Here is a 15475-nt window from a genome sequence, read left to right as displayed (position 1 = left end):
CCCGACGGCCGGTGGGAGTGCGCGGACGCTGAGCACGGCTCCGTCAGGGTGAGGGCGTCACCCGAAGACGAAGAAGCCCAGACCCACCAGACCCGCGACGGAGACGACGCAGGCTGCTGCGAACGTGATGAGGGCCGCCCGGCTCCAGCGCAGTCCCTGCTTCGCGACCGACGGGAGATCCGGGTCCACCGTGCGCGTGGGCGCCGCGGCGCCGATCACGACGGGCGGGGCAGAAGGGCCGAGCGGGGCCGGACGGGGCCGGTAGATCTCCGGTGCCGGCGCATCCGTCGGCGCCTCGAACGAGGCGGGCACGTCAGCCTCTGCGCGGTCGGCAGAGTCGTCGCTGTCGGCGGGCTGTTCCGATCTCTTGCGTCGCACACGACGCGGCGTCCGGGAGACGAGCACCGTCGACTCGTCGACAGGGTCGTCCTCCCGATCGGCACCTGGCTCCTCAGCCTCCGCGGGTCTCCGGTCGACGACGACCGTCGCCTCGTCCACGTCATCCGCTGGCTCAGCGGGTTCGGCGACTTCGGCGGGCTCGGCAGGCTCGACGGGCTCAGCGGGCTCGGCAGGCTCAGCGGACTCGGCAGGCTCGACGGGCTCAGCAGACTCGGCGACTTCGCCGGACTCGGCGACCGATCTCCCCCGGCGCCGATCGCGTCTGGTCAGCATGACGGTCTCTTCGACCTCGGTCTCGTCGTCCGTCATCTGGCTCGAACCGGGATCGTCGTGCCCTCGAGCATCGAATCGGTCAGCGAGGCGGATGCGGCATCGCGGCCCGCAGTGAGGTCGTCCGAGTGCCCGTTCGCGCCTCCCGAGATCACGTCGATCACGACGACCGACACGTTGTCGCGACCACCCGCTTTGAGCGCCCGGCTCACGAGAGCCGCTGCCGCGGTCTCCGGACGCCCGTTCATCGTCAGGGTCGCTCGGATCGCCTCGTCGCTCACCTCGCCGCTCAGGCCGTCGGAGCAGATCAGCAGTCGCTCGCCGTCGACCACGGGCAGCAGCCAGCTGTCTGCGGTGCTGTCGGGAGCACCGATCGCCCTCGTGATGACGTTGCGCTGCGAGAACGTCGAGAGATCCTCGGCGCGGAGCTCACCGGCATCCACCAGTTCCTGCCCCAGCGAATGATCGATCGTCAGCTGTGTCAGCTCGTTGCCGTGGTGCCGGTAGACACGGGAGTCGCCGACATTGAAGACGAGCCAGTGCGGCACGCCGTCGTGATCGACGAGAGCGACACCGGTCACGGTGCTTCCTGCCCCGCGCTTGTGCTCGGCGGAGATGTCATCGACCACAGCCGAAGCGCGACTCAATGCCTGTCCGATGTCGGCGACGTCGACCGTCGCCCCGCGAAGCGGCTCGAACGCCTCCACCACCGCAGCGCTCGCACGATCCCCCGCCTCATGCCCGCCCATGCCGTCCGCGACGAGGAAGACCGGGGACGCCACCAGCACCGAGTCCTCATTCGCCGAGCGCGTGAGACCGGTGTCGGTGAGTGACGCGACGCTGAGGACGACCGAGGAGAGCGTCATGAATCGCGCTCCGCGATCACATGCATCCCCACTTCACCGAGGATGAAGCGGCCGTTGCCGGTGACGCTCTCTCCGGGATCGAGCAGGGTCTCGGTGCCGTTCTCCTCGACCACGACGACGCCGTTCGTGGCGTGCAGATCGGTGAGACGCCACTCGTCGTCGTGCACGACGAGACGAGCGTGCGTCTTCGACAGCGTGCGGGTCGTATCGGAGATGGCGAGTCGCTGCTCGCCCGGCTCGCCGATCGGATTGCGGCCGATCACGACGCTGGCGCCGGACAGCGAGAACTTCCGTCCGTCATCGAGCACGAGCGATCGGCGGACTCCGCGCTTGCGGGCGACGACGACGGTGGCGTCGAGGTCCTCGTCGACATCGTGCGTCGGACGCGGTGTGACGACCGTCTTGTCGACGTCGGCCGCGAGGCCTCCGAACGGCATCGCGAGGGGCGCCGGGACGGGTTCCTCGACCGCGGGTGCGGGCGCTGCATCGGCCGGGGGCACCACGGCGGCCGCAGGCACATCCGCGGTGGTCCCCGCAGCCGCGGGGGACGACGGGACAGGACGGATCACCGGCGCCTGCGGCTGTTCATCCGAGAGGCCACCATCTCGGAACGAGGGCGGAGCGGGCCGCAACATCCGCTGCGCCTCTTCGGCGGGAGCCGCGGCAGGCGGGTTCTCCGCCGGCCGCTCGAACTCGGGCACGGGAGCGGATGCCGGGGCCGCCGCCGGCGTCTGTGCCGATTGCTGAGGCACGACGTCGTCGGATACCGGCACCGGCGGCGCGGGTGGCTGCGGCGCCGCCGGAGCCACAGGCGCGCCACCCATTGCGGCCATGATGCCGGTGGTCGGGTGCGCCTCGGTCGGAGCCGGCGGGTTCACGGCGGGTGGCTGCTCCACCGCAGGGGGCTCAGGTGCGCGCACCGGCGCGGGCGGCGCAGGAGGCTGCAAAGCCGGCGCCTGAGGAGCCGCAGGCTGAGGAGCAGGAGGCTGAGGAGCCGCAGGCTGAGGAGCAGGAGGCTGAGGAGCAGGAGGCTGCTGCGCGAAGGACGAGGCGGGCGGCTGCGGCGGAGCGAATGATGCCGCCGGCGCACCCTGCACAGCGGGCTGTCCGGCGACGGGAACCGGCGGGGCGCCCGGGACGGGAGGCGCGCCCCACCCTGAACCCGCGGGACCACCGCTCGCCGCGGCTGCGGTCGCAGTCCGGTCGGGCTGCACGGCCGGACGGCTCGGTGCGGCGTAGTCGGGGAACACGGGCGCGGGGGCGTCAGGCTGGCTCTGGGTATGCGGAGCCAGGGACGGGATCGTGTATCCCGATGCGTCCCTCGCCGGGGTGGCCGTGGGCTGCGAGCTTCGGCGCGGGCCGGGCTGCAGAGCGGCCAGCCGTTCGCCCTCGGGATACGGCGGGGCGCCCCAGGCGAGAACCGTCGCCCAGACCGGGGGCAGAAGGATCGCGAGCACCGTCATTCCCGCACCGCGACCGAACCTCCGATTGATGCGGTGGGTCGCGACGACCTTGAGGTAGATGCCGTACAGCTGCACGATCGGGATGAAGTAGAACACCACCGACCACGCCGGCACTCCGCCGCGCGCCAGGATCTCCGCCTCGTTGAGGATGGGGACCCAGCCCTTCCACCCCTCTCCGTCGATGCGCGGGAAGAGGCGCGACAGCGCCAGCGCGTACCAGACGTAGACGGCGAGGCCGATGAGCACGCCGACGCCGCCAACGATGGCGAGCATCGTGACGTAGCCGGTATCCACGGGCGCGATCATGAGTTCCCCTTCTTCCGGTCGCCGGGCGACCAGGTCAATCCGAGCGTAGCGAGCACAGGCACGGCGGCCGTGAATCCACGACCGTTCGCGCCCCGTATGCGACCGACGAACGACGTCGGTCGCACGCGCATGACGATGCGATGCCACCATCTGCCTGCCGCTGCGAGCTCCGTCCGCTCGGCGTCGACGATCTCCCAGGCGGCGCGCGCATCCTCGTCCGTCGGAGGATGCTCGGCGAACACGGCGCGATCGACGATCTCTGCCAGGCGGTCCGCTGCCTCTCGGTCGGTCGAGAGTGCGCGCTGGATGCGGGTGCCTTCGGCATCCATCGGCACATCGTGGTCGGCGTACACGTCGACCAGCTCCTCCCACGCCCCGGCGAGACGCACCTCGGGATCTTCGGCGGTTCGGCGGGCCCTGGCTCGCTGCCGTTTGGCCAGCAGCAGCACGAGGAAGGGCAGCGCGAGCAATGCCAGCGCGAGCATGCCGAGCCCCACAGCGCGGAGGATCGGCAGCAGGACGGCGAGCACCTCTGACTGCGGCGACTCGAGTGGAGGCGCGTCATTGTTGGAATCGCTCTGCGCCTGAGGCGGATCCAACGCCTCCGACCGGGGCTGCTCGGGCACCGTGGGATGCTCGGGCAGCTGCTCGCCCTCGGTGATGGAACTCGGAAGCATCGCGTACTGCGGTGTGGTGTCGACCGGCATCCACTCGCCGCCCGAGCCTCTCACCTCGACCCAGGCGCTCATGTTCGCGCCCGTGCAGGTCTCCGTGCAGGCGGGAATGCCGGGCACCTCTTCTGCGGCCGCAAGGCGCGCACCGATCACGACTCGGGACTCGAGCCCCCAGTGCTCGGCGAGAAGCGCCGCTGCCACTGAGAACTGCTCATCGTCGCCGACCGCCGACACGAGCAGCTCCGGCGCGGCATCCGAGCCTGCCCTGCGCTCCTGTTCGAGCAGGTCGGTGAACAGCTCCTCGATGCGGGCCGCGGAGTGTCCCGCATAGCTGGGTGCGAACGCGTACCCCTCGGACTCCTTCAACGAGGCGATCCATCCCGCCGCCGCCTCATCGTCGATCAGCGCGTGGCTGAGGTAACCGCGAGAGCGCAGGCGGTCGATGATCTCGAGATACCCGGCCCCGGTGCGGGGCTGCTCCTGCATCTCGGCCCACTCGGTGAGCGCGGGATACAGGTCGGTGTCGAGGTTCGAGGCACCGCCCTGCACGGCGGTGATGTCGCCGGGGCTCGCCGGGGCGTCCACGAGCACTCTGTAGCGATCGCCCGGAACGAGCCCTTCTCCCCCGCCGGGCGCCTCTGCCACGGTGATCGCCGTGTCGCCGCCCGAGTTGACGTGGAACCCGTCGGCGAGCGCTTCGGCGCGCGCACCCGAGAAGTCCGGCGCCTCGGCGAGACCGGCCGGCGAGGGGACCCAGATGCCTCGATAGGCGTCGCCGATCGTGATCCCGAGCGACACGCGGCCCTCGCCGGGCATCGCACTGCGGGGCAGCCGGCTGAACCGGTCGTCCGGCGCGATGTGGAAGTCCTCGCCGTCGTACGAGTCGAGGGTGACGAGCCGGAGGCGCTCCAGCGCTCCAGGATCACCCTCCACCTGCACGACCGTGTCATCGAGAGTGCTGCCGGCGAACCACGACCGGTAGGCGCTGAGGGGGCTCGCCTGCTGCTGCACGACGATCATCGGCTCGACCTCGTCGCGCAGAACGGAGCGGTCGCTCCAGCCGGCCGCGGCGGGCGCCACCGCGAAACCGGCGACGAGGGCGATCACCGCGAGACCGGCCGACAGGAGATGCCGACGGATCGTCAGCCACACCGGGGTCGCCCGGCGCGAGATGTTCGCCGCCGCGACGGTGCGCAGCGCCTGTGCCCGCTGAAGCCGCGAGCGTCCGACCAACCAGACGAGAGAGACCACGAAGAGCGCGACGCCGATCAGCCATTCCCGAGGAGCGGGAAGCGCGACGCCGAGCACCGAGACCGGAGCCGTCGTGCCGCTCACACCGAAGGCGATGCCGAAGACGCTCATCGCGGTCACGACGGGAACCGCTATGGTCGCCCGGCGTCCGCCTTCGAGCACGAGCAGAGTGGCGATGAAGGAACCGAACAGCATGACCACGAGGAGCGGGATGAGCACCGCCTGGTACTCACCGAGGGGCGGGTTCAGCGTCAGCATCTGCTTCCAGCCGAGCACCACCCCCAGCACCGCGTCGCGGATTCCGCCCAGGAACGCGGGAAGCGACGAGAGCGCCGATGGGATGGCGAGCGGAACCGAGACGACCAGATAGACGCCGGTCACCGCGAGCGCACCGATCAGCAGCCCCCACCGCAGCAGCCGGGTCAGCACGGCGACGACCATGCCCAGCAGGCCGCCGATCAGGCCGACCGCCAGCGCCCGGGGGGACTCGTACACCGGCCATGCAGCCGCCGTGGCGAGACCGATGCCGACCAGCACATATCCGAGAGACCAGAGGGTCAGAGCCGAGAGCGCGAACGTCCGGCGCGACCTCACGACGCCGCGCCGCGGACCCGCGGCGCTCATCGCAGTGCTCCGCGGGCGAGCATCTGCGGAAGGTCGCCGAGTGCGCCCAGCGTCATCACGGCCAGTTCGCGCGCCGTGCGCAGGGTGGGCTGCTCGCCGAGTTCGCTGCGCACCGCGACCGCCTCGACCGCCGCCGGCAGAGTGATGGCGGCGTGGCGCAGACGCTCGAGCGGCATGCGCGAGCCCGTCATCAGGAATCCGATCGACAGGTCGGGGTAGGACTGGGCGGTGAGCGCGGCGACCGCCTCGAGCCGCATCACGCGGTCGGCCGGATCGATGGTCGAGGTGGCATCGAGGAGGGCCTTGGGAGTCACCGTGGGAAGAGTGCGTATCGACAGCAACTCGGCACGGCTGTGCTCGGGGATCTCGTTGCTCACCGAGAAGAGCACGTCACGACCGTCGCGCACACCCTGCAGGGCGAGGGATGCGGCGGCGCTGACCGTGTTCTCGAACTCGTCGTCGCTCTCGTACGACTCGCTGTCGAGGTCGAGGATGATGGCGATGCGAGCGTGCCGCGACTCCTCGTACTGACGCACCATGAGCTTGCCGGTCTTGGCGGTCGACTTCCAGTGCACGTGCCGCTGCGAATCGCCCACGACGTACTCGCGCACCGCGTGGAACGAGAGGTCGGCATCGACGAGGGTCGAACTCGGCGTGCCCTCGAGATCGCGGATGAGACCGGCGCTGGTGCTGGGCAGGCGTACCGTGACCGGATGCACGTGGATGCGCTGGACATCGGGCCAGCGCAGCTCACGGCGGAGGATGCCGATCGGATCACCGCGGGTGATGGTCATGGGGCCGACGTCGATGACACCGCGGCGGTGGGCGGCGATCGTCAGCTGCTCGCGATGGTGGGCGGCGGGGCGCAACAGGGGGACGTGCGCTTCGACGAGCCCCTCCCCCACGGGAACGTCGACGATGCCGGGCAGCGACAGACGCTCGCTGTTGTTGCGCACGTCGAGCGTCGCACCGATCTCGGCACCGGCGACCACGCGGTCTCGGTCGAGGGTCAGCTCGATGCGATAGTCGTGGGTGCCGAGAATGAAGGGGATGCAGGCGATCAGCAGCACGAGCGCGATCGCCGCCACCGCCCACGCCTCGACCCAGCCGAACAGCAGCCCGGCGGTGACGCACAGGACCAGCGCCGCGACGACCAGCATCCCGGCGGATGTGACCGTCTCACGGACCCACGCGACAGCCGCTCGGGTTGCGCGCTCCGTGCTGCGAGCGGCCCGACGCACGCCGAAGACGGCGCCGCGGACGGGGCCGCGGCGCGTGCGGTCGTAGCGCGTGACCGTCGACGTGCGCGTCGACGTGCTGGTGCCCGCCGTGGTGCGCGTCAGACGGGACTCGGTGCTGAAGCTCACGCAGTGCCGTTCTCGCGCGGCGGCTCGACGTCGAGCAGGATCTGCCCCACCACGGCGACCGCGGTGACGCCGTCGAACTCGGCCTCCGGCTCGAGCACCAGGCGGTGCGCGAGGGCGACGACGGCGAGCTCTCGGACGTCGTCGGGGGTGACGAAGGTGCGACCGTTCTTGGCAGCCCACGTCATCACGAGACGTGACAGGGCGAGGGCTCCTCGCACACTGGCACCGAGGCGGACCTCGGACGCTCGACGCGTCGCATCGACGATGCGCATGATGTAGTCGGAGACCAGCGGGTTCACGTACACGCCGCGGGTCATCTCGGCCATCGTGAGGATGGTGTCGACGCCGACGATGCCGTCGAGCACGTGCTTCGGCTGGGCTGCTCCCTGGAGGATGCGCATGGTCGCGGCTTCGTCGGGGTATCCGATCGACGTCTTGATCATGAAGCGGTCGAGCTGCGCCTCGGGCAGACGGTAGGTGCCGCCCTGCTCGATCGGGTTCTGCGTCGCCATCACGAGGAACGGCGATCCGACCGGCCGCGTGACGCCGTCGACCGTGACCGTGCCCTCTTCCATGACCTCCAGCAGCGCCGACTGCGTCTTCGGGCTCGCCCGGTTGATCTCGTCGGCGAGCACGATGTTCGCGAAGACGGGACCGGCGTGGAACTCGAAGGCGCCCTCCTTCTGGTCGTAGACGGTGATGCCCGTGACATCGCCGGGGAGCAGGTCGGGCGTGAACTGGATCCGGGTACTCGTTCCCGTCACGGTCTGCGCGATCGCCCGCGCGAGAGCCGTCTTGCCTGTGCCGGGGAAGTCCTCGAGCAGCACGTGGCCGCCGCTGACCGCCGCGGCGAGCACGAGCTCGATCACGTGCCGCTTGCCGAGGATCGCCTGTTCGACGTTGGCGGTGAGGATCGAGAACGTCTCGGCGAACCAGGCGGCCTGTTCGGCGGCGATGGTCACGGGAGCAGCGGAGGGAGCAGGCATAGGGCAACCGTATTCGTCTCTGGCACCTGCGGTGTGCAGGGCGGTGGGGAGGAGGGAGTCGTCATCGCGGCGGGTTCATCCGGCAGGATCGGCGGGGTCGGCGGGCTTGTCGGGGTCCTTCGGATCCTCCGGCTCCGGCTCCGGTTGGGTGCACAGCGTCACGCGGTGCGTGATCGGCTTGAGCGAACTGAAAGCGCCCGTCCACGTGATCTTCAAGTCGACCATGGAGATGCCGTCGACGATCCTCGGAGTCACGGCGAGGGAGTACGACCCGCGGGCGGCAGGGCTGACGACGAACGCGTCATCCGGGTTGGCGGGCACGCACTCGCGGAACTGCACGGCCACCGTCGTCGGTGCTGTCCTCGGCACGATCTGCACCGCGTCGGAGCAGTACATAGTGAGCACCGCGTGGCAGGAGCGCGCGCTCACGGGAAGCGGTGACGCGTCGGCGCTGAGAACGAAGTCTGAACGGGTGGTCCCGTACATCTCATACTGCGGCACGAAGCCGTCCTTCGCGGCGATGTTCGGCGCCGACTCCAGGCCGTACACATATCGGGTGTTCTGCACGGTCGGCTGGGTCGCCACCGTGTAGCTCGTGTTGCCCTTCGGGCCTTCCACGAAGGTGAACGTGAAGACCTGGGTGGTCGCCGACTCGGCGACGCCGAAGCCGTTCGATGCGCACGCCTTCACGTTGTAGGTCGAGTACTCGGCGAGCTTGGTGAGGGTGGGTGACGACGACTGCGCCTCCGCACCCGAGACCTGCAGACGACCGTCGCCGTCAGCGGTGCAGCTCGCGTTGCCCGATCGCCAGGCGAGGTACACGACGTCGATGCCGAGGGCGCTGCCGTTCGGCTGCGCTGCCACTCCCGAGACGTCGATCGAGGTGTTCGACGTCGCGGTCGCGCGTGCTCCCGAGGGGTCGAAGTAGACGGTTCCCGCAGCGGTGACGGACGTGCGGAAGGCTCCGCCCTCGTTTCCACCATCGCCCGTCGGCGGCTGGAACTGGCTGATCGGGACGATCGTGATGTTCTGCGGGCCCGGCGCCAGCGCGATGTCGGCCGTCGTCGTCGCGCCGGTGCGGTTGATGACCTGCCCGGTCTCCTCGATGCGGAACGCGAGGGAGTCGTCCGACGCATCGACCGCGAGAGCGACGATGCCGCGCCCGCGCTCCGTGCTGCCGGGGCGATAGACGGGTGTGGCGTTCGCCTTCGACACCACAGGGGCGGCATACGCCCAGCTGGTGTGCGGTGACGTCGCCGCCGATGTGCCGACCGCGTTGACGGCCGCCGCGGTGAAGACGTGCGGCGCTCCGTTGACGAGTCCGTTCACCGTGCACCGGTAGGCACCTGCCGCCGGGCTGCACGACGCGTTCGCCGGCGCTCCGTCCTGCAGGATCTCGACCCCCGTGACGCCGGGGTGCGCGCGACCGGCCTCCCCGAGGGGCACGTCGAGCACCACGGTCGAGCGGGTGAATCCGACCGTCGTGACGCTGGCGGGTGCCTGCGGGAAGCCCTGCAGATCGAGGGTCAGGGTTCCGGTGCCGGTGCGCCCCTGCGCATCCTGCACGACGAAGGGGATGATGCACTGTCCACCCGGTGCCTGCCCTCCGCCGGGCCAGCTCGCCGTGATCGCCTTGCTTCCCGAGGTCGAAATCGACGCGACATCGCATCGTGTGCCCCCGCCGAGGGACATCAGTCGGAGGCCCGATCCGGGCTTCCCGGCGAACGGGTCGTACTCCCCGGCGACGTCGACGACGTCGATGGTGCAGCTGGGGTTCGTCACGATGCACTGCTTCGTGAAGGTCGCGCCGCGCGGCGCATCCGGCGGTGCTGCTCCGACGACGAGGCGGACGGATGCCGACGGCTCGCCGTACTGGGGCACCGTGACGCTGACGTTCTCGGCGTTGCCGGGTCGCGCGTCTGCGCGTGCCTCGATGGTCAGCTGAGGCCCGTTTCGGGTGACGATGAAGGCCGAGCCCGAATAGACGATCCGGTACTCGAGGGATCCCGCGTCACCCTCACGTCCGCCCTCCCACGCGGCCATGTTCGCGTACATGTCGACCGTCTCGGTGGTTCCGGGGGCGATCGTGTGCGAGATCGACGACAGCAGCAGCTGCGGCTCGGCAGGACGGATGCTGATCGGCACGTCGATGAACGACCAGCGCTCCTGCCCCTGCAACCGCACCTGGACCAGGCAGGTGTCCGACCATGGCGCTTCACGGCCGGCGCGATACGTCACGCTGCCTGAGCCCTCGGCGGAGCACGATGCGGCCGCCCGCTGCGCGGTGAACTGCCCGGATCCCACTTCGAGGGCATCTGAGGAGGTCAGGTCGACGTAGTCGGCCGCATCGAACGAGACCGAGGCGTCCTCGTCGACCACGACAGGAGTCGAGCCAGGCTTGAGCTGGACCTGCATGTCGTCGAAGGCGGGTATGCGCAGGAACCCGTAGGCGACCACTGCTCTGCCGCCCGATCCCTCGCCCTTCAGCTGGAACGGAACGAGCGCGCCGTCTTCAGGGGCGGCGCCCACGATGCGGTTCCCCTGAACAGTGAACCCGGGCTGGTCGCCCCACAGGCTCAAGGTGAGGGAGGAGGCGTCACCCGAGGGCCAGCTGACACGATCGGTCACGACGTCGATGCCGCGATCCGGGAGCTCCTCCCGATCGCGCGCAGTGAGCACCGTGTCGGCGACGCTCGGCTGGTCGGCGACCGCACCGTCGGTCACGGTCACGACGATGAGACCCTGCGACGTGCTGGATGTGCGAGTGGACCTGACCGTATAGAAGTAGGAGTTCGTGCCGGCGGTGTCCCCCGCGCGCAGCACGACACGGCCGTCTTCGAGAGAGGTGTCGGGATCGATCAGCGCGTTCAGGCGGTCGTAGAGCGGATTCCCCTTGACCGGTGGCGCGTTCGGCACGAGTTCGGTGATCTCGAGCTCGCTCTGCGCCGGGTCGAGGTCGTTGAGACGCGGGTCGAGGACGATCGGTGTCGTCGACCCGGCCTCGACGCGCACGTAATCGCTGAAGGTCACGGGCGCCGCGTCATCGATGTCCGCGTCGAGCACGCCGACGCGGACGGTGCCCGTCCCCTGCTCGCCCTGCGGGTCGCGCACCGTGTAACCGAAGCTCACCTGACCGCCGTCGACACCGCCCGCGGGCGCCCGGTAGACGATCGCGTCGCCGTCGGCCGAGATCGTCGCCGTGCCCGCACCCTTCTGGGGCTGGTCGACGCCCGCGAGCACGACTCGATCGCCATCGCTGTCCATGCCGGTCGAAGGCACGGGCAGCGACACGGTCTGACCGCTGAGGACTCGGCCGGTCAGGGTCGACGGCGTCGGGGCACGGTTGGTGCCCGGAGGCACGACCGTGACCGTCACGACACCGTTGTCGGCGAGGGCGGGGTTGCGCTCGAGTGACACCGAGTACGACAGACGGTAGGTGCCGGGCGTCGTGGGTGCGAGGTAGCGCAGCGCGTTGCGGTCGGCGAAGACGAGCTCACCCGATTCGCCCGAGCCGGTCACCTCGGGGAGAACGACCAGGGGCTCCCCTCGCGGCGCCACGTCGTTGGCCGTGACAGCGATACGCGTGAGCGAACCTGCGCGCACGGTGATCGCATCGGGGAAGACGATCGGACGCGTCACCGTCGACGGCGGCGTGAGGAAGACCGTGACGGTTCCCTGCACTGCGGCGCCGGTGCCGTCGGCGATCGTCACGGTGGCCTTGCCGATCACCCCGGGCTCGCCGTCCTCCGTGGTGCCGTTCACCCGGATGCTCTCGTTGCCGACCACACGCACGCCGAGCTGCGGCGTCGAGCTCACCGCATCGGCCAGCATCAGCACCCGACCACTGGTGTTCTGCACGGCGCGGATGACGTCGACCGTCGTGTCCTCGCCCTCGCGGACGAACGCGGTCAGCGGTGCCATCGCGAGGCCCGCGGATCCGTCGACCGCGGTGATGCGGATGACGGCCGACTGCTCGGCCTGGGTGGTGACATCCTGAGCCGTGTAGGTGACGACGTACTGCCCCGGTTCGGCCACCGTCATCTCGACGGTGCCGGATGCCGCGTTCGGGTTGACCTCGAGTCCCTGCGCGGTCGCCGCAGTCTGCACGGCGTCGACGAGACGATACGAACCGGAGCCGCCGGACAGATGATCTGAGATGCGCACCGATTGGAGCTCCCCGACACGCGCCGTCAGCGCGACCGGCGAGGCGACGAGAGCCGGGCTCCCTGTGACCTGCACATCGAGGGTCTTCTCGGCGGTCGCGCCGTGCACGTCCTCGACCACCACGGTGACCGAGATCACGGCATCTGCGGCGTTCGGGTCGGTGTGGCGGATGGCCACCCGCCCGTCGGCCATCGGCACGACCATGACGGGCGACGAGGAATCGGTCTCGTAGGCATCGCTGAGCACGAACGGATCGCCCTCGGGATCGACCCAGCCCGACAACGCCGAGACGACCGTGCTGCCGCCCGGAAGGAGCTGGGGCGTCGGCCACTCCTGCTGGCAGGCGTCGACTCCGCACCACACGGGCGCGGAGTTCGCTCCCGGATCGACGACGGTCAGGGTCACGGTCGCCGGAGCCGACACCGCGGCGCCGTCGGTGACCGCATATGTGAAGCTCGCCTGCCCCGAGCCCGCCTTGACGTCGACCACCAGCGACTGCCCGTTCGCGACGAGAGTCAGGTCACCGAACGCCGGGTCGCCGAGCCCGCCCGAGACCGATTCGGGATCGATCGACAGCACGTCCTTCTTGTTCGGATCGTGGTCGTTGAGGAGCACCGGCAGGATCACCTGCTCGCCCGCACGGACACCGAATGCGTCGTCGACGGCGACGGGCGGCATCTGCTCGGCCACGTCCTCGACGATGATCGTGCCCTCCTGCTGCTCGGTGTCGTCTTCGATCGCCCACTGCTCGAGCGGGATGAGCACGCCGTCGGGGGCCGTCCAGATGAGTCCGGTGCCGATCTCGCTCAGCACCGCTCGATCGCCGTTCTCCTGGAAGACCGGTTCGATCGTCGAAGAGTCGAGGGCCTCGTCCGGAACACGCAGCGGAACGGTCTCGCCACCTGCCCACAGAGTGCCCGCACCCGTGTCGAGCCAGGCGGCATAGACCTCGCCGTCGACGACGACCGGCGTCGCCGGCACGCCCGACGCGTCAGCGACCCGCTCCGACTCTCCGGAATCCAGATCGACCGACACGAGTCCGTCGGAGTCGGCGATCGACACGTTCTCGCCCGACTCAGCGCCCTCCTGGAGACGCGCGTCCTCAGCGACGTCCAGCTCCACGGGTTCGTCGCGCCCCTGCAGCCACAGCTCGCCGGTGCCCGCCTGGAGCATCGCCCAGCGGTCGCCCACGACCGTGACGAGGAGGCCCTCTGCGGCATCCGGAGCCTGCGAGACGGACTCGGGATCGCCGAGGAAGCGGTGCTCGTCGATGTCGAACCGGCGGATCGCGCCCTCGTCTGCGGAGAAGAGCACCAGCAGGCCCGCGGGCGACAGCCCGATCGCATCCGCCGTGTACGTCGGAGGGTCCTCGCCCTCCTCGACCTCGACGCCCGCGAACGGGTCGACGAGAGCAGTGGCGGCACCCGCCTCGAGAGTGGTGACCGATACCTGGCCGGTGTCGGTGCGATACGCCACATAGGCACCGGCCGACAGGATCTCCCGCGTGCCCGCCGGCGTCGGCTCGGAAGCGATCGGCGTGCCTTCATCCGACGCGTCGGAGAGCAGGTCGGCGGGATTCGCGGGGTCGAGATCCCACCGCTGCCTGTTGCCCTGGGCGTAGATGACGGCCGCCGAGCCGCTCTGCCAGACGGCCTCGGGATCGTCGACGTTGCGCACGGTGTCGATCTCGGCGAGCTCGGTGTTCACGCGGGCGTACTGGCCGCTGTCGCGCATGACCCAGACGGACGACTCGAGGCGGGGCACCTCCTGCGACTGGTATCCCTGGGCCGTGATGGCGAGCGTGAGCACCACCGCCAGGGCGGCGACACCCGAGATGGCCGCGATCAGGCGTCCGCGCGATCGGGGGTTCGCCTCCGCGCGAGCGCGGTCGCCGATGGCCATCACAGGACCCCGGTCAGGTAGAGCACGCCGACGCCGACGCCACCGAGGACCGCTGCTCCGATCAACGCGCCGATCACGCCGGCGACGAGGGGCGAGCGGGTCTTCGCACGCGCGGCGGGCAGTTCGTCGCGGTCGCGCGGCATCGCCTGCTGCTTCGCGGCGCGCACTGCACGTCGCGAGTCGGGGGCGACGGTGGTGATCACCGGGCCGCGGGCGCTGGAGTCGGAGAAGCTGACGGGCGCTGCTGCGGCCCATTCAGCGGACGCCGCCTCGAAGGCCGTCGGGTGCAGACCCAGCTCGAACTGCGCCCAGCGCAGGCGTTCCGCGAAGTCGGCCATGCTTGCGAACCGTCTGGCCGGATCACGGTGCATCGCGGTCGCGAAGATCTCGTCGATGATCGGCGGGATGCCGGGTATCGGCACCGCGGTATAGCGCGCCTTGATGATGCGCTCGGTGAGCTGGTCGCGGGAGTTGGAGCCTCGGTCGGCGCGTTCGAACGGGCTTCTTCCCGCGAGGAGCGTGTACAGGGTGGCTCCGAGGCTCCAGATCTCGCTCGGGACGGATCCGGAGACGCGCTCCTGCAGCACCTCCGGCGAGCTCCACGGCACCGACATCGCGATGGTCTCTCCGTCGCCCTCGTCGATCACGGCGGCCGCGATGCCGAAGTCGGCCAGCACGGGGGCGCCGAGGGAGTTGATGAGCACGTTGGACGGCTTGATGTCGCGATGCAGGAGTCCGGCCCTGTGCACGGTCTCGAGGGCGCCTGCCATGCGCACGCCCGTGTCGAGCACCTCGGCGAGCGCCAGCGGCGCCTTCTTGTACCGGGCGCTCATGGTGTCGGGGCAGTACTCCATCGCGAAGTACGGCCGACCGTCTGCAGAGATGGACGCCTGATAGATGGTGACGATCGAGGGGTGGGCGCTGAGCCGCGCGGAGATGTCGGCCTCGACGTTGAAGGTGCGGAGAACCTCGCGGTTCACGGCATCCGCCAGCAGCACCTTCACAGCGGCGACGCGTCGCGGCATGTCCTGTTCGTAGAGGAAGACATCTGCGAACCCGCCGGATCCGAGCGGACGCACATAGCTGTACCCCGCCAGCGTCGGCGGTGTCGATGCCATGCGCGTGGCCACCCATGCTCCTCACGGTCGGTCGGGAGACCGCGCTCTGCATGATCCCTGCGCGCCGCGCTGGGCGATCCCCCCG

At 70.1% G+C, this 15475-nt stretch carries 8 protein-coding genes; all 8 read right to left on the bottom strand.

Features of this window, described 5'->3' with window-relative positions:
* Positions 1-57: 57 nt before the first annotated feature.
* Positions 58-708, bottom strand: coding sequence for a hypothetical protein (locus AB0P11_RS02515; RefSeq protein ID WP_363519459.1), 651 nt, complete (start codon positions 706-708; stop codon positions 58-60).
* On the bottom strand, positions 705-1535 hold the full coding sequence (locus AB0P11_RS02510; RefSeq protein WP_056276631.1) for a protein phosphatase 2C domain-containing protein: 831 nt from the start codon (positions 1533-1535) through the stop codon (positions 705-707). The genes AB0P11_RS02515 and AB0P11_RS02510 overlap by 4 nt, the downstream gene beginning before the upstream one ends.
* A complete protein-coding gene (locus tag AB0P11_RS02505) occupies positions 1532-3304 on the bottom strand; it encodes a DUF5684 domain-containing protein (RefSeq protein WP_363519456.1) in 1773 nt (590 codons plus the stop codon). The genes AB0P11_RS02510 and AB0P11_RS02505 overlap by 4 nt, the downstream gene beginning before the upstream one ends.
* Positions 3301-5853, bottom strand: a complete 2553-nt coding sequence (locus tag AB0P11_RS02500; RefSeq protein ID WP_363519453.1) for a transglutaminase domain-containing protein — start codon at positions 5851-5853, stop codon at positions 3301-3303. Before AB0P11_RS02500 ends, AB0P11_RS02505 begins: the two co-directional genes overlap by 4 nt.
* Positions 5850-7220: a DUF58 domain-containing protein gene (locus tag AB0P11_RS02495; protein ID WP_053098662.1), complete on the bottom strand. Its 1371-nt coding sequence runs from the start codon at positions 7218-7220 to the stop codon at positions 5850-5852. Before AB0P11_RS02495 ends, AB0P11_RS02500 begins: the two co-directional genes overlap by 4 nt.
* A complete protein-coding gene (locus tag AB0P11_RS02490) occupies positions 7217-8206 on the bottom strand; it encodes a MoxR family ATPase (RefSeq protein WP_222839064.1) in 990 nt (329 codons plus the stop codon). The genes AB0P11_RS02495 and AB0P11_RS02490 overlap by 4 nt, the downstream gene beginning before the upstream one ends.
* 75 nt (positions 8207-8281) lie before the next feature.
* Positions 8282-14272 (bottom strand): Ig-like domain-containing protein, encoded by a 5991-nt coding sequence (locus AB0P11_RS02485; RefSeq protein ID WP_363519449.1) that lies wholly within the window; start codon positions 14270-14272, stop codon positions 8282-8284.
* Positions 14272-15402, bottom strand: coding sequence for a serine/threonine-protein kinase (locus AB0P11_RS02480; RefSeq protein WP_230100873.1), 1131 nt, complete (start codon positions 15400-15402; stop codon positions 14272-14274). The genes AB0P11_RS02485 and AB0P11_RS02480 overlap by 1 nt, the downstream gene beginning before the upstream one ends.
* Between the last annotated feature and the right edge of the window lie 73 nt (positions 15403-15475).

It is taken from the genome of Microbacterium sp. NPDC079176 (genome assembly GCF_040686675.1).
In the GTDB taxonomy this organism is placed as follows: Bacteria; Actinomycetota; Actinomycetes; order Actinomycetales; family Microbacteriaceae; genus Microbacterium.
This window is presented reverse-complemented; position numbering and strand designations above follow the sequence as displayed.

Excerpts from the sequence above, each read along its gene's own strand:
- AB0P11_RS02515 (WP_363519459.1), bottom strand. The coding sequence starts at position 708 with ATGACGGACGACGAGACCGAGGTCGAAGAGACCGTCATGCTGACCAGA.
- AB0P11_RS02510 (WP_056276631.1), bottom strand. The coding sequence starts at position 1,535 with ATGACGCTCTCCTCGGTCGTCCTCAGCGTCGCGTCACTCACCGACACC.
- AB0P11_RS02505 (WP_363519456.1), bottom strand. The coding sequence starts at position 3,304 with ATGATCGCGCCCGTGGATACCGGCTACGTCACGATGCTCGCCATCGTT.
- AB0P11_RS02500 (WP_363519453.1), bottom strand. The coding sequence starts at position 5,853 with ATGAGCGCCGCGGGTCCGCGGCGCGGCGTCGTGAGGTCGCGCCGGACG.
- AB0P11_RS02490 (WP_222839064.1), bottom strand. The coding sequence starts at position 8,206 with ATGCCTGCTCCCTCCGCTGCTCCCGTGACCATCGCCGCCGAACAGGCC.
- AB0P11_RS02485 (WP_363519449.1), bottom strand. The coding sequence starts at position 14,272 with ATGGCCATCGGCGACCGCGCTCGCGCGGAGGCGAACCCCCGATCGCGC.